This window comes from Rhodococcus sp. ACS1 (genome assembly GCF_002300155.1).
In the GTDB taxonomy this organism is placed as follows: Bacteria; Actinomycetota; Actinomycetes; order Mycobacteriales; family Mycobacteriaceae; genus Rhodococcus_F; species Rhodococcus_F koreensis.
This window is the reverse complement of sequence record NZ_NSDZ01000008.1, coordinates 321,816-340,980: the sequence shown is the minus strand read 5'-3', so window position 1 is coordinate 340,980 and position 19,165 is coordinate 321,816. Positions and strand designations below refer to the sequence as shown.

General features: G+C 61.4%; 16 protein-coding genes and 2 pseudogenes. 7 read left to right on the top strand and 11 right to left on the bottom strand.

Annotated elements, in window-relative coordinates; all coding sequences use genetic code 11:
- Positions 1 to 149: 149 nt before the first annotated feature.
- Complete coding sequence (locus CJ179_RS35915) at positions 150 to 1,061, top strand: helix-turn-helix domain-containing protein (protein WP_095864566.1); 912 nt, start codon at positions 150 to 152, stop codon at positions 1,059 to 1,061.
- A 319-nt stretch (positions 1,062 to 1,380) separates the two neighbouring features.
- Here the strand turns inward: CJ179_RS35915 and CJ179_RS35910 are convergent, their stop codons facing one another.
- Both CJ179_RS35910 and argH read right to left on the bottom strand, forming a co-directional pair.
- Complete coding sequence (locus CJ179_RS35910) at positions 1,381 to 2,283, bottom strand: LysR family transcriptional regulator (protein ID WP_095864565.1); 903 nt, start codon at positions 2,281 to 2,283, stop codon at positions 1,381 to 1,383.
- Between the two features lie 48 nt (positions 2,284 to 2,331).
- Positions 2,332 to 3,720, bottom strand: coding sequence for an argininosuccinate lyase (argH, locus tag CJ179_RS35905; RefSeq protein ID WP_179377771.1), 1,389 nt, complete (start codon positions 3,718 to 3,720; stop codon positions 2,332 to 2,334).
- A 389-nt stretch (positions 3,721 to 4,109) separates the two neighbouring features.
- Between argH and CJ179_RS35900 the strand changes: the two genes are divergently transcribed.
- The 4 genes and pseudogenes from CJ179_RS35900 to CJ179_RS35885 all read left to right on the top strand — a co-directional run bounded on the left by CJ179_RS35900 (position 4,110) and on the right by CJ179_RS35885 (position 8,015).
- A complete protein-coding gene (locus CJ179_RS35900; protein ID WP_218834881.1) occupies positions 4,110 to 5,453 on the top strand; it encodes an MFS transporter in 1,344 nt (447 codons plus the stop codon).
- Between the two features lie 166 nt (positions 5,454 to 5,619).
- Positions 5,620 to 6,139: pseudogene (locus tag CJ179_RS53225) on the top strand (IS5 family transposase); the annotation flags it as partial.
- Positions 6,140 to 6,349: 210 nt separating this feature from the next.
- Positions 6,350 to 7,468 carry an epoxide hydrolase family protein gene (locus CJ179_RS35890; protein WP_095864561.1) on the top strand — a complete coding sequence of 373 codons (1,119 nt, stop codon included), beginning with the start codon at positions 6,350 to 6,352 and terminating at the stop codon, positions 7,466 to 7,468.
- 175 nt (positions 7,469 to 7,643) lie between these two features.
- Entirely contained in the window at positions 7,644 to 8,015 is a 372-nt protein-coding gene (locus CJ179_RS35885; protein WP_257015952.1) for a hypothetical protein, read from the top strand.
- A gap of 167 nt (positions 8,016 to 8,182) precedes the next feature.
- On the opposite strand, the gene CJ179_RS35880 is transcribed toward CJ179_RS35885, so the two are convergent.
- The 5 genes and pseudogenes from CJ179_RS35880 to CJ179_RS53220 form a co-directional block, all read right to left on the bottom strand.
- Positions 8,183 to 9,517 carry an NtaA/DmoA family FMN-dependent monooxygenase gene (locus tag CJ179_RS35880; RefSeq protein ID WP_179377767.1) on the bottom strand — a complete coding sequence of 445 codons (1,335 nt, stop codon included), beginning with the start codon at positions 9,515 to 9,517 and terminating at the stop codon, positions 8,183 to 8,185.
- Between the two features lie 111 nt (positions 9,518 to 9,628).
- Positions 9,629 to 10,381, bottom strand: coding sequence for an amino acid ABC transporter ATP-binding protein (locus CJ179_RS35875; RefSeq protein ID WP_179377806.1), 753 nt, complete (start codon positions 10,379 to 10,381; stop codon positions 9,629 to 9,631).
- 5 nt (positions 10,382 to 10,386) lie between these two features.
- Entirely contained in the window at positions 10,387 to 11,340 is a 954-nt protein-coding gene (locus CJ179_RS35870) for an amino acid ABC transporter permease (RefSeq protein ID WP_095864558.1), read from the bottom strand.
- 2 nt (positions 11,341 to 11,342) lie between these two features.
- Entirely contained in the window at positions 11,343 to 12,236 is an 894-nt protein-coding gene (locus tag CJ179_RS35865) for a transporter substrate-binding domain-containing protein (protein ID WP_095864557.1), read from the bottom strand.
- 1,000 nt (positions 12,237 to 13,236) lie between these two features.
- A pseudogene (locus CJ179_RS53220) lies at positions 13,237 to 14,563 on the bottom strand (NF041680 family putative transposase).
- Here CJ179_RS53220 and CJ179_RS54195 point away from each other — a divergent pair.
- Positions 14,471 to 14,902, top strand: coding sequence for a hypothetical protein (locus CJ179_RS54195; RefSeq protein ID WP_257015985.1), 432 nt, complete (start codon positions 14,471 to 14,473; stop codon positions 14,900 to 14,902). The pseudogene CJ179_RS53220 and the gene CJ179_RS54195 sit on opposite strands and share 93 nt — an antisense overlap.
- Positions 14,903 to 14,996: 94 nt before the next feature.
- Positions 14,997 to 15,812 carry an IS5 family transposase gene (locus tag CJ179_RS35850; protein WP_179377805.1) on the top strand — a complete coding sequence of 272 codons (816 nt, stop codon included), beginning with the start codon at positions 14,997 to 14,999 and terminating at the stop codon, positions 15,810 to 15,812.
- Between the two features lie 356 nt (positions 15,813 to 16,168).
- Here CJ179_RS35850 and CJ179_RS35840 read toward each other — a convergent pair whose 3' ends face one another.
- From CJ179_RS35840 to CJ179_RS35825, 4 genes are all read right to left on the bottom strand, one after another.
- Entirely contained in the window at positions 16,169 to 17,056 is an 888-nt protein-coding gene (locus tag CJ179_RS35840; RefSeq protein ID WP_143548961.1) for an alpha/beta fold hydrolase, read from the bottom strand.
- A gap of 197 nt (positions 17,057 to 17,253) precedes the next feature.
- Positions 17,254 to 17,679, bottom strand: a complete 426-nt coding sequence (locus CJ179_RS35835; RefSeq protein WP_095864554.1) for a heme-binding protein — start codon at positions 17,677 to 17,679, stop codon at positions 17,254 to 17,256.
- Positions 17,680 to 17,992: 313 nt separating this feature from the next.
- On the bottom strand, positions 17,993 to 18,655 hold the full coding sequence (locus tag CJ179_RS35830; protein ID WP_095864553.1) for a 3,4-dihydroxy-2-butanone-4-phosphate synthase: 663 nt from the start codon (positions 18,653 to 18,655) through the stop codon (positions 17,993 to 17,995).
- Entirely contained in the window at positions 18,652 to 19,149 is a 498-nt protein-coding gene (locus tag CJ179_RS35825) for a flavin reductase family protein (RefSeq protein WP_005250333.1), read from the bottom strand. The genes CJ179_RS35830 and CJ179_RS35825 overlap by 4 nt, the downstream gene beginning before the upstream one ends.
- Positions 19,150 to 19,165 lie beyond the last annotated feature (16 nt).

Below are 19,165 nucleotides of genomic sequence, written 5' to 3'. Positions count from 1 at the left end.
AGCGTCTTCTGGGGCACGCCTCGACAGTAGGTACTCGTCCAGCAGTGTGAGAGTCACTGTCGTTATCCCCCAGAAGCGAGCTCGGTCCACGCTGACAGGCACTTCCATGCACTCCCACGCAGCCCACCGCGAGGGCTACCGTCGATTGCATGGATCTCCGCCGCGAAGTACAGCAATTCCTCACCGGGATGCGGGCGCGCCTTACTCCCGAGGAGGCAGGTGTGACGATCTTCGGCGGCGAACGCCGCGTACCCGGACTCCGCCGCGAGGAGGTCGCGCAGCTCGCCGGAGTGAGCACAACGTATTACACCAGGATGGAACGTGGGAACCTCCGTGGAGCATCTGAGAGCGTGCTGCAATCGCTGGCCCGCACATTGCACATGAACGAGGTGGAGACCCAGCATCTGTTCGACCTCGCACGAGCATCCGAAGGCGCGCGAACGTCACGTTTCAAGCCCCAGTCGTCTCTACCGCAGCGAGCAACGCAACTCCTCGACGCGATGGGCGATGTCCCGGCCGTAGCGCTCGGACGGATCGGCGACTTGGTCGGAGCCAACAGCCTCGGACGAGCGCTGTTCCCACATCTATTTCCCGAGAACGGGGAACCGCTCAACCACACGCGCTATCTCTTCCTCGACGACCGCTCCCGGGAGTTCTACGTCAACTGGGAACACAGCGCCCGGCAGAGTGTGTCGGGTTTGCGCCTCCTCGCCGGCCGCGACCCCGGTGACCGTGCCCTCATGGCCCTCGTCGGCGAGCTCGCCACCCACAGCCCCGAATTCCGCACCTGGTGGGCAGGGCACACGGTCACGGTCCATACCAGCGGAACCAAATCGATCCGCCATCCCGTGGTGGGTGAACTCACGGTTGCATTCGAGACCTTGGCTCTCGGCTCGACCCCCGATGTCCGAATTGCCACCTACCTTGCCGACCCCGGAACTCCGTCGGCTGACGCCCTCGACCTGCTACGCAGCTGGGTCGCGACCACCCACACACCCGCGGAATCCGAGCCCTCCACGCACAGCACCCCCGGACAGAGGCAGGGCGACCACCGAACCTGACATCCCCCGGGGACCGGCGGCGGATAGACCGATTCGAGCCATCACCGGCAGACGGCGGGCAATAGCGACGACCCCCACCATCCGCAGGACCCTGATGACTTCCCAGCCCGTATCGCGTTCTCGAGCGCGCAGGCTAACCCTGCCTCTCCCACACCCGGGGGCCCTGGGGAAACGAACGGAGACGATCGCCCACACCCAAGCAGCAATCAACGGACGCAACCGAACCCACTACCCGACCAACAAGACATCGGTGGATCCAGGCTAAGACAAGGCTAAGACTCAGAGTGTGAAGCACAATCCGTCGTGCCGGCAATCCTCGCTATACAGCTGACCTACACAGCGGCACCGACGCTGTTCTAACAAACTCGCCGAGTCGATTGATGCTTGCGTCAACTTTGTTCTTCCGAACAACCAACCGCATCGGTACAGTTGCAACACGCGGGCTCAGCGGACGGTACACAACCCCGTCCATCTTGAACGCGGACACGCGCTCGGGAACAATCCCGATTCCACGATTACCTGCTATCAGTGGAATGATGTTGTATCCGGCGATGGCCTCGGCGACCACGATTGGTGTAAAACCATTCTTCGAGCAAGCCGCAATCACGGTATCGAATTCCAGAGACGCGCGGCTCCGATCGGCGATTACCAGGACCTCATTCGCAAGCTCTCTCCATTGAATGGTTTCCCGTTGCGCCAACGGATGCGATATCGGCACTGCGGCACAATAGTATTCCGGCGCCGCGTCCACCCAGAACCACTCCTCGCCCAACTCTCTGGCTCGCAACAAACCGGCGTCCAGATCACCGGACCTCAGCCGGTCCATTTGGGTCTCGACACCCGCCTCCTGAAGTCTCACCGCAACGCGTGGATTCGCGCGCTCAAGTTCGCATAGAACCTGTGGGACAAGTCCGATCACAGCGGACGCCACACAACCCACAGTCAGAGTTCGGGTGCTCTCGGTAGCAGCCTCGTGCAACAATCCAGGCAAGCGCTGATACCGTTCCAGGATCCGCCTAGCTTCGGGCAACAGCGCTTCACCGGCCGGGGTCAACGAAATTCTTCGCGTACTACGTTTGAACAACTCTTGGTTGACCTCACGCTCCAACGTTCTGATCTGCTGCGTGAGCGGCGGCTGGGAGATGTGCAGACGCGCGGACGCCCTCGTGAAGCTCAGTTCCTCCGCGACGACAACGAAGTACTTCAAACGCGTCAGGCTCATCGCGCACCTCGACCTTTTCGGTTCTGTGGATAGTTAGACTTGTCCAAACTATCCCGCAAGCATCCGGTCGATCACTTCGGTGAGCCTTGCCTGAGATTCTGCGATATTACGCTCGCACACCGATGCCGCACGAAGGTCGTACCCAAGGCGTTCCTTCATAGACGCGATCTCCCGAGACACCGCACTCGGTGCCGAGCCACCAAGTACCGTTCGCCGGTGCACTGATGTGATCGGATCGAGCGCTGCACGAAGAGAATTCAACGAAAGCGACAGTGGCTCTCCTCTGTACATGCACGCGGCTTCGTCTACTATCGCCGATGTCAGATCCCGAGGTTCAAGACCACGCTCGTAGCAGAGTCGGATGACAATGGCGCAGATCTGATGCGCGGTACGCCAAGACAGACCGCATTCGGTAACGATCAATGACGCCAGATCACTAGCCGAGGCCCAGTGACGTTCCGAACTCTCACGCATTCGCCTGTCGTCGACCTCGATGGCATCAAGCATCGTAGACAAGTCCCCCATGATCCGAGGCAGGTCTTCGAGCAACTCCCAGAGGACTACGTCGCATTCGAAGCGCTCCAGCATCGGCTGACCAGTGGCACCTCGTTCAGACGCGATTCCGAGAGACATTGCGCCGATAGCCTTTGCGCACTGCGCCTTGATCTGCTGCGGGATATTTGGGTTCCTCTTCTGAGGCATAATGCTAGAGGTCGCACAGAACCTGTCCGGGAAGTCCACGTATCGGTACTCGGTAGACATCCAAAGTTCTAAATCATCGGCGATTCGCGCAAGGTTCATAGCAGCGATCGTCACGACGCTTATCGTCTCCAGACCTACATCATGGCTCATGATCGCGTCCAAGCTATTTGCGATGGGACTGTCGAAGCCCAAGAGTTCTGAAACACGCTCTCGGTCTATCTCGAAATCGGTCGTGCTCAATATCCCAGCACCCGCCGGCGACTGGTTCACCCGAACTGTGAGCTCCATATACCGCTGAACGTCACGATCGAGTGTCGCGGCCCACATGCTCAGCCAGTGACCGAGCGTTGTCGGTTGCGCATGCTGCAAAAATGTCTGACCGGGCACGACAGTCTCGACAAACTTCATCGCAAGTTTCAGTAGCACCTCCCGGAGACTATTTAGCATGTGAATATTGCAAAAAACTAGTCTCCTGGTATTCAGCCTCCGTGAAACCTCTGATATATCGCCCGTACTCCTTCCTAGATTTATCCATCCCCCAATTTGCTCGCCGAGGCGCTGAATCAACTGCTGCTCGGTCCAATGCATCCCCCCGTCCCATTCGCCGAGCAGAACGCTATTCGCCTCGATATCACGGATTTCAGCCAGCATCTTGCGTCCGTCGCCCTTCTCCACCAGGCCCTTTTCCACCAACATCACCAAGTGGGCCTTATCGAAGTCGAGAATCGACTTCAACGGTGCTCGTTCATGGTTTCGAGACGTAAATAACCTATCGGTCCAAAGCCCCTCGGAAAGCCTTATTCCAGGCGTCCGATAGCCACGGTAGTCGACGGACTTCTGTTGCAAAGACATATTAGATGCCAACCCATTCTTCCTCGGACCATGTGATCAACTCACGCGCGTTGTGAACGTAGCCCTGGTGGTTGCCCCGCTCAAACGCCTGCAACCTGACCGCGCACCTCTACAGGCACCCCACCTGCACGCATACGACTTTCGTATGGAATTACTTGTAAAGCCGTATTAGCTTGCCCGATGACATCCCGGTATAAACACTGCAACAGGCACCGGTAGGTTTCACAAATCCGCACCTGCCGCACCAGCTCAGAATGCTTCGCTCACACAGGATGCAGACGATGGAAGGTTTTGTAGTGACAGAAGAAACTGCCACCAGGACGGTCGACTATGACGCCGGCCCCGTACTACCGTTCCATAGGCGGCTCGTCCTCAGCGCATCATCTGGTTCGTTTTCCGACGGCTATGTACTCGGCGTGACCGGGATCGCGTTGGCGGTCGCAACGGACACGATGGACATCAGCGATACGTGGCAGGGACTTCTCGGGTCGTCCACACTTGCCGGGCTATTTTTCGGCGCATTGATCTGTGGAAGATTGGTGGACCGCTTCGGGCGACAGCCTTTTTATGGTCCCCTGATGTTAATTTTCACCCTCGTCTCCCTCCTGCAGCTTCTGACGAGTCCCGATTGGTCATTGTTGATCGTTCGATTCATCATGGGACTTCTCCTCGGGGGAGACTACGTTTCGTCGAAAGCGCTGCTCGCGGAGGTATCCCCACGCCATTGGCGTGGCCGAGCATTGGGCGCACTCGGATTCGCATGGACATTGGGATTCGCGGCCGCCTACATTGTCGGGCTACTCATGCGCGACCTAGGGCCTGATTCCTGGAAGTGGATTCTCGCCACATCTGCAATTCCATCAATCATTAGTTTCGCTCTACGTATCGGCGCACCCGAGTCGCCTCGTTGGCTTGTCCAGAATGGACGTGTGGCCGAGGCTCGAAAAATTGTGACTAGCCGGATGGGTGCGAACTACAATTTACCGGAAACTGCCCCGAAGTCGGTCGAGCCGAGCCTGCGAGCGCTTTTCCGTTCCGACACTGCGAGAAGCACTTTCATAGCGTGTTTGGTGTATACCGTTGCAGTCATGCCCACCTTTGCTCTCGGTACGTTCCTGCCACGTGTCGTAGAAACACTGGGGGTAGAAAACCCATATACGGGTTCACTTGGGTATTACTATTGCGCCGCCATAGGACCTTTCCTGGGACTCCTTGTGATAGACCGCCTTTCACGCAGAACGATGGCCTTCGGCGGCTTCATTGTTTCCGGGCTCCTCCTGCTTCCGTTGATGATATCCGGTGCGAGTCCACTGTTCATTGTCATCGTCTTCGCTACCTTCGCGCTGGTCACAAAGGCAACCAGCACAGTTGGGTATGTATATCCGTCTGAATTGTTCTCGACCGAGCTGAGGGGGCGTGGGGTTGGTCTTGCGGTGGCATCGAGCCGGTTCGGTGCATCCGCACTGACCTTCTTCATGCCGATCGTGGTTGGCAACTTCGGGGTCGTGGCCGCGTTGGCAATGTGCGTTGCAGTTCTGCTGGCCGGGGGCGTCGTGGGCTATATCTGGGCGCCCGAGACCTCCAGCAGGGCATTGGATCCAGCAGCTTCTTCATAGCTGAGCGCCTCCGGCTTGACGGCGCCCCTCTACTAGTTCTAAACGGACGATCGGGCGCTTCTGACGCCTAGCACCTCTCGCGCGTGAGGAAGGATCTAACACAGACGAGTGGGCGGAGTATGGTCGGCCGTTCAGGGCGTGTTCTCTCGCTCGCTTGTGCGTGGCTCTGGTCTCGATCGACTCGACCAGCGTGCTGGCCCACCAGCACGCGGCGGGTACAGCGGCTGCGGGACCCACAGGGATCTGAGTCGAATTACACGATTGCGAGCGAGCCCGCCGATCACGCACGGGGATCTTCCCGAGGCGGGTGGACCACGAAGATCCACGCCCTCGTCGACGGCACCTGCGCTCCGGTCGCATGTTGCTGACCGCCGGGCAGATCGGCGACAACCCACAGCTGGCGCCGCTGCTCGAGATCTATCCAGATCGGCACGGTGGCACCATGCGGTTGCTCGCGGACAAGGCGTACTCCCATCCCTCGACTCGGACTACTGCGGACCAAACACATCTCGCACACGATCCAGGAACGATCCGATCAGATCACACGCCGGAAGGAGAAGGGCTCCCGAGGTGGGGGACCACCGGCCTTCGATGTCGCGCTCGACCGACACCGCAACACCGTCGAGCGGGGCTTCAACCGACTCGAGCACTGGCGCGGTGTCGCAACCCGCTACGACAAGTCCGCCACACCTACCTGGGATACTCCTCGCCTCAACAATCACACCTCACCGACTGCGCAAGTAGCAGACAGAACCCAGCCTCAATCTTTCGATCCACCTTCATAGTTGATTGGGTTCCGCGCTGTTGTAATGGCGCGTTGCAGGACAGTCTCTTTCGTTCCTGTACACGCCCTGATCCATCGCTGCCTCACGAATTGTTCGGGCTAGGATTCAGCGATGAGCACCTCCAAACCCTTCACCCTGCGCATCCCCGACGCCGCGATCGCGGACCTGCGCGAACGGCTCGCACGCACGCGCTTTCCCGACGAGCCGCCGCTTGCGCCATGGTCCACGGGGACGAGCGTCGCATATCTGAAATCGCTCACCGACCACTGGCAGAACGACTTCGACTGGCGCGCGTGGGAAGCGAAGCTAAATTCGTTTCCACAGTTCACGCTGCCGGTCCGCGGCATCGAGGTACATTTCATCCACGCCCCGAGCAAGAAGCCCGGCGCGATGCCACTGCTGCTGTCACACGGCTGGCCAGGCTCGGTGTTCGAGTTTCACAAGATAATCCCGCTGCTCACCGAGCACTTCACCGTCGTCGCACCCTCGCTCCCCGGGTATACGCTGTCGTTCACGCCAGGCCAGCAACGCTTAGGCCTCGTCGAAATCGCCGAAGTCTTCGCCGAGCTGATGACGGCGCTCGGCTACGAAAGATTCGGCGCACAGGGCGGCGACTGGGGCAGTTTCATTACCTCGGTACTGGGCCATCGCTTCGCGGCCCGCACGTCCGGCATCCATCTCAACATGCTTCCGTTGCGGCGCGATCTGAAAATGCCGCCGAATCCGAATACTGAAGAGAGAATGTACCTCGATCAGCTCGACAACTTCGTCAAAGAGGAGACGGGCTATCAGTGGATACAGGGAACGCGACCGCAGACGCTTGCGTTCGGCCTGACCGACTCGCCGGCCGGCCTCGCGGCCTGGATCGTCGAGAAATTCCACGCGTGGACCGACAACAACGGCAACCCCGAAGACGCCGTCACACGCGACGAGATGCTCGCCAACATTTCACTCTACTGGTTCACGGGTGCGATCGGCTCGTCGTTCTGGCCGTATTACGCGCGCATGCACAGCCCGTGGCCGGTGCCAGAGGGCGAGATCGTCGCGGCTCCGATGGGGTACGCGGAATTCCCGCGCGAAAACCTCACGCCGCCGCGCTCGCTCGCGGAACAATCCTTCGGCGACATCCGTCGCTGGACCCGCATGACGAAGGGCGGACATTTCGCCGCGCTGGAACAGCCGCAGGCGCTCGCAGAGGACATCATCGCGTTTTTCGGTGCGCTCGAATGACCGATACGTCGCGTACACGTGGAGTGCGAAAGGGTTCGCCGGCACGGCTCGGTCCCGGTTCGCACGCACGGGTTATGGGTCGAGACTCTGACCGTCATCACCGAGGCGGTCCTGATCCCGAACATCGCGTTCGTCACCGAACCGCTGCGGGGGCCACGATCTGGGGGCGTGGCTGGTGGCCGAGACGATTCATCGGAACCTGTCCACCGGGATCGTGCTGATGTGGCCCCACCCGGTGCTCTCCACCGGCTCCGACCCCGATCCCCACGCGGACTCCGCGCAGATCACCGCGCTCGACAGTGCCACCGGCCGGCGATCGGACCACTCCCAACGGTGTGGACTGACACCGGTCGAGTCGGCGCCGTGGGCGCTGGGCATGTCGACCGCCTCCGAGTCGCTTGCCGTGGCACGGTCCCGACTCGGTGCGGTCCGCAGCACTACGGTGTCGCTTTCGCTCGATCAGCTCCGGGCCGCCTACGTCGGCGGCAACGTCGTCTTCGCCATCGTTGGCTCGCGTCAGGACGACACCGCCTCGAGATCCGCTTGACCGAGCCCGTACGCCAATGCTGGGCGAATGGTCTGCCCGTCAACTATGTTGGGCGCGAATGCCGGCGATATCGCTCATGTGCTCATCGTGAAAGAGCGGACGGGGTACATCCTTGTAGTAATGGCAGGCCAGCTCCTCTGTCGCCAGCAGACGAGCTGGCTGCGCCATCAGGCGAGCCGACGGTGTGCTGGGTCGTCTTCGGATCCCCGGAGGACTTCGGGCCGTGCGAGGCCAAGATGATCGCGCAGCGTGGACCCGGTGTACTCCGAGGAATGCAGCCCTCGCCGCTGCAGTTCAGGAAGAAGGCTGTCGCAGATGACGTCGAGCCCGTCCGGCATGTAAACGGGGGTGATGGCGAAGCCATCGCAGGCCCCCTTGGTGAACCATTCCTCGAATCTGTCTGCTACCCGGGCCACGGAGTCAGTCACCGTGCTGTGACCCAGTCCTCGCTCACTCTCGAAGATGAGATCCCTCAGCGTCATCTTGTCGCGTACCGCCATGGCGTAGAAGTTCTTGTACCGACTCGCTCCGAGCCCTCCGGCCGAGCCTGCTACCTCGGGATCCGCAAGGCGGTCCGGTGGGATCGGTGCGTCCAGCGGGAGACCGGTAAGGTCTGCCCCTTGCAGGGTGATCTCCATTGCCTTTCGGCCGACCTCCATGTCCACAAGCGTTGCCAGCTCCGTCGCGATCTGCTGCGCCGCAGCGAAGCTTTCACCGATGATCGGCGCTATGCCGGGAAGGATCTTGATCGTCGACGGATCGCGTCCGAGGGCCGCCGCACGGCCCTTGACATCCGAGTAGAACTGTTGCGCCTCTTCGATATCGGTCTGAGCCGTGAAGACGACCTCGGCATGGCGTGCCGCGAAGTCCATCCCGTCGCTGGACTGCCCCGCCTGAACAATGACCGGCCTGCCCTGGGGTGATCGCGGCATCTTGAGCTGGCCTTGCACGCTGAAGTACTCACCCTGAAAGTTGACCGGGTGAATACCATCGCGTCGGGCCCAGACTCGGGCGTCACGATCGTTCATGACCGCATCGTCGTCCCAGGCGTCCCAGAGTTCTTCGGCTACTCGCACGAACTCATCGGCGCGCAAGTATCGTTCCGCGCGCGGCGGCAGCTCGACACCGAACACCTCGCCACCCGCGGACGACGTCACCACATTCCAGCCGACCCGGCCCTTGCTCATGTGGTCGATGCTGGCCAGGTAGCGGGCAAGGTTGTAGGGATTCACAAACGACGTCGACACCGTGCCGATCAGGCCGATTTGCGTGGTGACTGGACAGAGCGCGCTCATCAGCGTCAACGGCTCGGCGCCCGTGGAGAAGGGGTCCCTACCGAGGTGGGCCTCGTAGAAGACGTCCGCCAAGAAGAGCGCGTCGAACCCGGCGCGCTCGGCTCGCTGCGCCACCTCGATCGCGAAGTCGAGCTTGTAGAGATCTTCGACGCGGCTTTCTGGCCGACGCCAACTCGATGGGAGCCTGCCTCCAGGATTGAAGAACAAGACTAGATTCATGTGCACATCGGTATTTGACAAGGGATTCCTCCAGTCGGGGTAGAGATGCCGCCTGACTACATGACCGCGTGGCGGGCGGGGCGGTGCAACTCATTACGCCTATAGGACGCGCTCCAAGAAGGCCTTGGTACGCTCGGCGCGGGGGCGCAGGGTGACCTCTTCCGGGCTGCCTTGCTCCACGATCATTCCTCCATCCATGAAAACCACGCGGTTGGCAACCTCGCGAGCAAATGCAATCTCATGCGTAACGACCAGCAACGTCATTCCCTCATCCGCGACGTCGCGAATGACCGACAACACCTCACCCACGAGTTCCGGGTCCAACGCACTCGTAGGCTCATCGAACAGGATCAACTTCGGGTCGATCGCCAAGGCGCGGGCGATCGCGACTCGCTGCTGCTCGCCACCGGAAAGCTGCCGCGGGTACTTGCCAGTCTTCGAGCCCAGGCCGACGCGCTCGAGCAACTCGACGCTCCTAGCCCGCGCCGCCCCCTTTTCCTTACCGTGGACCGTGAGGGGTGCAAGACTCACGTTTTGCTCCGCCGTCAAGTGCGGATATAGGTTGAAGTGCTGAAACACCATGCCAATCTTGGCACGCTGCTTCGCCACGTCCCGCCCCTTCATCTCCCGCAGCTTGCCCCCGCGCTCGCGGTATCCAACGGTCTCACCGTCCACCATGAGTCGTCCGCCATCGAGGTGCTCGAGGTGATTGACGCAGCGCAGCAGCGTGCTCTTCCCGGCCCCGGAGGGTCCGATCAAGCAGCAGACCTCACCCTTGGCAACGTCCAGGGACACATCCTTCAGAACCTGTTGATGACCGTAGTGCTTACTGATCGATCGGGCAGAAATCATGGGATTCATGCGCGCACTCCTCTCCGCATACTGCCGAGGACGTCCCCAATGGCAGATTTCTTGGCACTCCTGGTCGTTCCGCGAGCAAACCGCTTCTCGATGAAGATCTGGCCGATGCTGAGAATTGTGGTCATGAACAGATACCAGAGAGCGGCGACGATCAGCAGCGGAATTACTTGGTAGGTCGTGTTGTAAATGTTGCCTACTGTGGTAAGAAGCTCCGTGTACGAAACGATGCTCGCGAGTGACGTCCACTTCAACATCCCGATGGTCTCGTTCGCCGTCGGGGGAATAATCACTCGCATCGCTTGCGGCAGCACGATGAAGCGCAGAGTCTGAGCGCGACTCAACCCGTACGCGTCGGCTGCATCGGACTGCCCTTCGTCGACCGAAAGAATGCCCGCCCTGACGATTTCCGAGTGGTACGCCGCAAAATTCAGGCTGAGTCCAAGCACCGCCGCCAGGAACGGCGTCATGAGTTCATTGGTATTCCAACTCACGAAGGTGAACCCGAACAACTCGAATTCGATGGATGGGAAGACGCTTGAGAGATTGAACCAGAAGATAAGTTGGATGAGGGTGGGCGTTCCCCGAAAGAACCATTGGTAGAATGAAGCAACGCCCTTCAAGATCGGATTCGGCGACAGACGCATGATAGCGATGACGGTCCCGAGAATTACTCCCACTACCATGCAGATAACAGTCATCTGAAGCGTCCGGAGAACACCCAGGAGGACGCCCTTGTCGAAGAGGTAGTCCCAGACTACGTCCCACTCGAACGTCGGCGTTACCACGAGGATCCGCACGAACCAAGCCGCCAGCAACAGGATGACCATAGCCGCCATCCACCGGTACGGGTGACCTAGCTTGACGATAGGAAGAGTCGCATCGCCGGGCGATGGCACGTCTGCCACCCCCTCCTTCGCGGAGGGCGAGGGCGCATCCACTTTGTTGATCATGATCAGCAGTCCGCCGTCTCGGTGTTGATGCGAATCGGGGTCAGAGCCACCTCGCCCGCTCCGTACTTCCCCATGATGTCCGCCCAGGTCCCATCCTCGATCAGCGACGAAACCGCCTCGCACACAGCGTTGATCATGACGGCATTGTCCTTCTTGTACAGCCAACCGGTGTACACATCCGGGCCCTCGATGACCTCGTCGAGGGCTTCGAAGTCGTCATTCGTCTTGACGAGATCCGCTGCCATGATGACGTCGATAAGCGTGGCGTCGGTCCGCCCGTTGGTAATCGTGACCAGGTTGTCCGCGGGATTGACCAGGTCCAAGATCTCAATCGCCGGTTTGCCGGCAGCGACGCAGTCCTCGGAGAGCCGGCTGACGATGTCGTGCTGAACGCTCACCGGTGCTTCGCCGAGCGTCGCCCCACACAGGTTGGTTGCATCGATAGATGCTGGGTTCCCCGCGGCCGTGACGACTTTGAAACCCGCGGTGTACAGGTCAGTGAAGCTGACCACCTCTCGGCGTTCCTCCGTGTCGGCCATGACCCCGATCATGACGTCGTTTCGTCCGCTCACAACAGACGGAATCATGGCTTCGAACTTCATCGAATGAAACTTCGGGGTGACCCCCAACTTCTCTGCGACAGCCCTCAACAGGTCAGGCTCCAGACCTCCCGGCTCCCCATCGGTGCCTACCGTGGTGTACGGCGGGTAAGGCACGTACACGGCGACATCGAGCGCGCCCTTGTCCTCGACGCTCTCCGGGAGGGCAATGGAAGACCCGTTGGTGTCTGCTCCGGCCGAACTTTGGCTGTCAGAACCGCCGCCCGCGCATGATGCCAGAGCAACGAGGCTCAATGCCCCGACAACCGCAGTGACTGACTTGGTGATGTGCTTCACGGATTTCCTTTCGAATTGGAATACAACGAAGCTTCAGATGACCTGCACGCCGATGTGCGGGGCCTGACCCCTCCCGTACTGCGTGTGCGCAGACGAGGTTGCGTGGCCTGGCTGGTTGTCGCCGGCTCACGAATGCTGAGCTGACTTGTTGAAACGATCGGTCGGCGTACTCGAACCGCAAGTGCATCCCGCCTCTTACGAAGCGTCCGCACGAACGTCCCTGTCAGGAGCAGTCAGACATCGATTCCCGCTGCCTGACAACCCATCCAAGGAGCCGGTGCGCCGAGCCAGTGCTCGGGTTGTCGCCACCCTCTTCGACAATAATACGAACACAGACGATCCACGGTGGCAAGCGTTTGAACAGATCCGTGCAGAATTTTTCCTGCCTGAAACACGCGAAGAAGTCCCCACAACCCGATCACTCCGGGCGTGAATCGCGAAGTCTCGGCGGTGCCCAACTTACTGTGGCGCCGCCCAGGGCACGCCCCGGCGGAACCAGTAGCAAGCCGACGAATCCTCTCGGCGGCCCTTCCGTCCATGAACCGCAGGCGCCGTGTTCAGACCCCGGTGCGTGTCCTATATGCGTTTTCGCGCAACTACTTTCGAGACCTCTGCGACGGTTTCACCGCGATCAATCGGACCCTGAGGTGCCACCGCACGACCACTTGCGGGGTCGGTCTCCGTCGCGTCCGCCGCAATCTGCAGAGGCCGGCACGTCGGGTGCCTGCAGCTGAGCGGGCGACGCACCCCGGCCTGGCAACCGAACACCTAGTCCCCGCTTCAGACGACTTGGCGACGGGTTTGTCCGCCCGCTGCCCTTGCGCCAGGGAGATAGTCTGTGTTCGTATTACTGGCGAGCCGGAGGTGCCTCGCGTGACAATTGACTCCTAATTTCGTCGGCGACGGGATAACAACCGAACCGGCAGAACAGGCGCATGAGAGGCAAGGAGACCGTAGCCCACGTGACAAAGGAGAACGCACTCGTGCCTGAGCTTGAGATTTATCCTGTGCGCCTTCTTCTTTTCGACCCGTCGTTGTCGGTGGTGCGTCGTTTCCCCACGTCATAGCGTTGGGCGAGGCGACTGTTCTTCGACCCCGTCGGGCGTCCGGGACCAGGCCTGGTGGGTTTCGGCGCACTGGCCGGACAGGGCATGGCCTGGCGGATGCGTGGAAACCCCCGCCGCACCCGAGCCGGCGTGAGCCTCTGAGGTGGGGCCGGTTTTTCCCAGGGCCGGCGTAGGTCCTCGGCGAGGGGGCGGGCCAGCCGCAACTGGGTGTGGGCGACGATCACCAGCCAGGTCCAGCGGTCGGCGGCTTCGGGGCTGCGGATCTTCGGTGCCGTCCAGCCCAGGGTTTGCTTGAACAGTCGGAAGGTGTGCTCGAGATCGAAGCGGCGCAGGTACAGCTGCCACAACCGGTCGAGTTCTCCAGCACCGACGTCTGGGTCCGAGCACCACAGCCACACCGGGGTCGGATTGCGGTCCCCGGGCAGACGATCGACGGTAAGCCGGATGACCGTGCCTTCGACGATCGGCGTCGGCCCCGGATGCTCGGCCCAGGATCCACTGTGAGTGATCGTCGGGTGCAACCGATTCCAGGCCTGCGCGGTGGCGGTACCGTACCGATCGGTGCCGGTGTTGGTGGTGGCCGCCGGCGTGGGCCAACTCTGCTGTTCGGCGAAACGGAACTCGGCCCCGTGCCGGGGTGGGCGCCCGGTCCGACCTGGCGGTGGTGCCGGGAAACACAGCACCCGATCCGACCGCATCCGCCCCAACACCACCACCGGTAGGTCGGCGAGCAGGAACGCCAGCCGAGCCAACTCGTAGCCGGAATCGAAGATCAGCATCCGGGTCACCCTCTTTCCACTGCCCGGATTCCTGCAACCGGGTGACAACGTCACCTATTTGTATTGCGGTTACTGCTGTTTCGTTGTCATCGGGGTGCAGGCGCACCGCGTCGAGGACTGCCGTCCACGAACTACGACCGGGTTCGAGGGCGGCGATGAACGAGTACGGCCACCCCGGGATCAGCTGCGCCGCATTCTTCCCGCGCCCGTAAACGTGGCAGAACGCCCGCTGCGGGCTGGTCGGGGCATCCGGGCGCAGCCACGCACTGATATCGACTGCCAGTACGATCCGGCCGTCGTGGTCGCGGGGTAGGGTCAGCGTGCTCAGTGAGCGTCGTAGTCGGTCGAAATCGATTTGACCGCAGCCCAGTCCGTCGTAGAGGGCACCGTGCCCGCGACGATGCTCACCGGTCAGCGACAACTCCACCAGGGTTCGGACCGGCTCGCCCGCACACAGCAGTGCGTCGGTCAGTTCGAACAACGCATCCGCGCGGGCGGACAGACTGTCATAGAACTCATCCCGCAACCGTCCCAGCTCGTCCCGATCTTCCCGGTGCTTCTCGCGATGCGCTTTCGCATCCGCCTGGGTATAGGGCACACTGGTCTCCACGGCCACCACCTGTATTCCTCTCGTCAGTTCTTTGGTCGGAACCTCGAGAATCATCGGGTGGTGGCCGCCTCATACCCCGCCGACACGCCGAACAACATCGGATTCGGCTGCCGCTACGCGGCGCGGAGGTTAAATCTCAAGCTGAGAGCGCATCTGAAAACTCGGGGTGATCGGCGTGTGACTGGTGAGGAATGGGTGAACTCCTGGTAGGTCAGTAGGTGCTTACGCCACGACCCGACCAGGAGTTCACTTGCCATCATCGCTCATCGCACTGTGTCCGTCATGCCCTACCCCGGATCAGGGGATCGGGCATCGGTGCGCGGTGTACTCGTCATCCTCGGTGACCGACGCTCAATGGGCGATTCTTGAACCACTGCTTCCTCCACCCGGCAACACTACGGGCAGTGGCGGTCGTCCCGAAAAGCACTGCCGCCGTCTGGTACTTGATGCGATCTTCTATGTCGTTCGAGGTGGGATCGCCTGGCGGCAGTTGCCGGCGGAGTTCCCGCCCGCGACCACGGTGTACGCGATCTTCGCCCGCTGGGTCCGGGCAAGAGTATGGCAGCGGATTCACGACGCGCTGCGCGATCGGGCGCGGGTCCAGGGCGGCCGCCACCCGCTGCCGTCCGCGGCGATCGTCGACTCCCAATCGGTGCAGGGTTCCGACACCGTGCCCGGGTCGAGTCGTGGATACGATGCGGGGAAGAAGACGAACGGTCGTAAACGGCACATCGCTGTGGATTCGAGCGGGCTGTTGTTGGCGGTCGTGGTGACGATGGCCGGGATTCAGGACCGCGACGGTGCCATCCGACTGCTGGCTGCGCTGCGCGCCCAGTTCTCGACGATCAGCCTGGTCTGGGCGGACGGCGGCTATGCCGGACGGCTGATCGACTGGTCGAAACGAGTTGTGTCACTGATGGTTCAGGTCGTCAAGCGCACCGACGACGTCAAAGGATTCAGGGTTCTTCCCCGTCGGTGGGTGGTCGAGCGGACCTTCGCGTGGATCTGTAAACACCGGCGTTGCGTCCGCGACTACGAGACGAGGCCCGATCATCACGAAGCGATGGTCTACATCGCCATGATCGCGACCATGTCACGCCGACTCGCCCGCACGGCGTGACCCGAGCCAGAGTTTTCAGATGCACTCTAATCGGCCGAGGTCTTCGTCCTGAAGGCTTCCGACCCAGGGGTGGGATATTTATCCGACGGACCGTGCTTGTCCTCGTTGCCCGTTGCCTAGGTGCGGAACCCCTGAACGAAACGGAGTCGGACCGAACCACGGCGCGAGAAGGGCTCCCCAGGTGGGCGACCGCCGGCCTTCGATACCGCGCTCTGCCGTCACCGCAACACCGTCGAGCGTGGTTTGAACCGACTCGGACAGTGGCGCGGTTTCTCAACCCGCTACGACAAGTACGCCATCACTAACCCCGGCGGAGTACTCCTCGCCTCAACGATCACAACCCACCGACTGCGCGATTAGCAGACAGAACTCAGCCACGCATCGACACGCTGTGCGATTTCCTCAGACCCCACCTCGATGATGAAGTTGTGCCCATGGCCCGACAGTCCCCAGTCCGTGGCAAGTCGGGTAATCGGTACCCCTAACGCTGTCGACGTCTCCTCCGCCCTCGCCTCTGGTATGAGCTGATCTTGGTCCGCGACAAGTAGGAGCACGGGGATCTGACTCCCCCAACCTGGCGCGACAGCGGGATCTGTTTTCAAATCCATATTCAGCCCGAGGGATGCGTTGAAGATTCGGGGGGGCAACGGCACGAGTGATGATCGATAGTTGCCAATCGCCTGCTGTGGAAAGCACTCGCTGTTGGCGAACAGCGAACGAACCATCTCATCTGTGAAGACCACACATTGGTCCAGCGGAGCTGGATCCCAGCCTGCGACAGGGCTCTCTACGGAGGCCGGGGCAAGCGCTGCGATGGCACGGATCTTGCCTGGGTGACGCTCGGCCACTTTCAGAGACAATGCGGCGCCGATGCTGTGCCCGACCAACACGACCGGGCCTGTCTGTTCCAAAAGCGCAATGAGGCCGTCAACAACGTCGTTGGCGGAAACTGCGACGTTGTCCAGTGTGAGGCCGCTCGAGCGCCCGGTTCCCGGCCAGTCGACTACGAAGACGTCCCACCCAAACGCAGCGAACCTGGGTGCCCAGCCTGCGCGACCATCGGGAGTCGTCGTCCACGCGGTCCCGGTGTGGAAGCCGCCATGGACCATGACGAGCGGGCCCCTTGACACCTTGGCTTCCGGAGACGGACGCCAGTGCTGTACATAGACCTGATGCGGGACTTGCCCAACGAAGCGCTCCGACATCGATACCACAACGTCGTCGTCAGTGGTGATCTGGTCCAACTTGCACCTCCGAATGTCCAGGTAGTCAAATAGTCGAACTTCCGCCGCAGATCAGGCGTGTGGCAACAGTGAAGGATCGTCATTGTATGTCCGGGGCCACCAGTGCCGCGCGGGGTGGACACGTCCTACGGCCGGCCGTGTTGGCAGGAATCGGATACTCGCTGGTTCGCCACTGACAGGCGTCGGTTGGCGACCGATCAAGGTTGGGGGACCAGACCCGCGGCCTCAATGCCTGCTACGGCGACGGCCTCGTCGTTGTCGGAGGTGTCCCCGGAAACTCCGACGGCACCCAGTAGGGACCCCTCGCTCTCACGTACGAGAACGCCGCCAGGGACAGGCACCAGCGATCCACCGATTGCGGCGGTTGCCGCGGCAATAAAGTACGGCTGCTGCTCTGCCCTGCCCATGAGCGAACGGGAGCCGATCCCGAGTGCAAGTGCTCCATGGGCCTTGCCGAACGCGATGTCAAATCTCCTGTTCGAGGCCCCGTCCTCGCGTTCAGCTGCCAGCACGTGTCCCCCTGCGTCGAGAACAACAATTGTGAGCGGCTCGAACCCTTTGTCGTTGGCACATGTTCGAGCCGCCTCAATGATTCTTCTCGCCGTGCCGAGGTCAATGGTCATGCGTTTCTCCATCACTATTCTGTCGCACTGTACATTCGCGCGGCCAGGGACTTGTGTTGTATTCGGCGGACTCATCACTGGTGTGCCCAGCACCAAGGAAAACGAGTCACGGAATGATCCCGTCACGCTGTACGAAGTATTCTTGGATATCGATCAAACCAACTGGAACCTCACAGCGCCTTGGAGCCGCTGGCTCGGCTTCCTGATACCGATTGAAAATGCCGCTGCATCGCCTTTCGGAGTGGCAACCCCCGAGCTGGAGGCGGGACACATGCGGCCGGCAAAGTCGAACAAGACATCTCGTGCAAGGGCATTACGGGAAGAGGTGTGCGGGGACGGCGCGGTTCTCCAATCTCGCTGCACGACGGGCCCCTCGATGGGCATACTCCGCCCGGCGGGGGTACGTGATCAACTCGGCGATGTCCAGAACGGGGAGGGTGTGTTTGGCGGCGAGGTCTTCGATTCCGGCCCGCGGCAGCACGTGACCCTGGTCGGCTACGAGCGTGGCCAGTACGGCGACCTGGGGCAGTCCGGCTAGTGTGCACAGATCGACGGCAGCTTCCGGATGCGTGAGGCGTTCGAACACGCCGCCCGAGTGGGTGCACAGCGGTAGCACGTGGCCCGGCCGAACCAAGTCGGCGGGGCTTGTGCAGGGAGCCGCCAACGTGCGGAACGTGCGGGCGCGGTCCACGGCACTGATCCCGGTGGTTACTCCGTGCCGGGCGTCCACGCTCACGGTGTATTGGTCGTCGAGGGTAACTTGGTTGCGCGGCACCATCGGAGGAAGGTCGAGCTCGTCGGCTCGGGCTTCTGACATCGGCGCGCAGAGCAGGCCAGAGGTGTGCCGCACAGTCCATGCAACCCACTTCATGTCTACCCCGTGTGCGGCCAGGACTACGGCGCCGGCACCGGTCGAATCAACAGTGAGCACCGGTCGTCCCTCCCGTAGTGAGGCCAGCGCCGCGTCGACTCTCATGCTGATTCCTGTTGGATCCGGTGAAGACCACTGCGGTGAAACACGATCGGTGCGACGTTGGGCTGAAGACTCAAATCGTTGATGCGCAGCACGATGATCGTATGGTCGCCTGCTGGAAGTTCCTGCTCTACCGAGGTGTTCAACCACACACTGGCTCCCTCGATGAAGACGGCGCCGCCCTCATGTGTCTGAGTGGTCAACCCCTCGAATCGGTCTCCGATCTTCGCTGACAGTGATCGCACCGCCCCATCGTGTGTCTCCCCGAGAATGCTGATTCCAATGCGCGGCGATTCTTGTAGTCGTGGCCACGTCGCCGAGGTGTTCTGCGGGCAGACAGCAACTAGCGGAGGGTCCAGCGACACCGAGACAAAGCTACTCGCCGCCATACCGATCCGTTCACCACCGATCTCCGCACACACCGCAACCACTCCACTCGGGTATTGGCCGAACGCCTCTCGAAGGGTTGGCCCGTCCAGGGCCGACTGCGCGATCATGCGTGCTCCCTCCCGG

Coding starts and splice junctions, on each gene's coding strand:
- CJ179_RS35915 (WP_095864566.1), top strand. CDS start 150: ATGGATCTCCGCCGCGAAGTACAGCAATTCCTCACCGGGATGCGGGCG.
- CJ179_RS35910 (WP_095864565.1), bottom strand. CDS start 2,283: ATGAGCCTGACGCGTTTGAAGTACTTCGTTGTCGTCGCGGAGGAACTG.
- CJ179_RS35900 (WP_218834881.1), top strand. CDS start 4,110: ATGCAGACGATGGAAGGTTTTGTAGTGACAGAAGAAACTGCCACCAGG.
- CJ179_RS35890 (WP_095864561.1), top strand. CDS start 6,350: ATGAGCACCTCCAAACCCTTCACCCTGCGCATCCCCGACGCCGCGATC.
- CJ179_RS35875 (WP_179377806.1), bottom strand. CDS start 10,381: ATGATTTCTGCCCGATCGATCAGTAAGCACTACGGTCATCAACAGGTT.
- CJ179_RS35870 (WP_095864558.1), bottom strand. CDS start 11,340: ATGATCAACAAAGTGGATGCGCCCTCGCCCTCCGCGAAGGAGGGGGTG.
- CJ179_RS35835 (WP_095864554.1), bottom strand. CDS start 17,679: ATGACCATTGACCTCGGCACGGCGAGAAGAATCATTGAGGCGGCTCGA.
- CJ179_RS35830 (WP_095864553.1), bottom strand. CDS start 18,655: ATGAGAGTCGACGCGGCGCTGGCCTCACTACGGGAGGGACGACCGGTG.
- CJ179_RS35825 (WP_005250333.1), bottom strand. CDS start 19,149: ATGATCGCGCAGTCGGCCCTGGACGGGCCAACCCTTCGAGAGGCGTTC.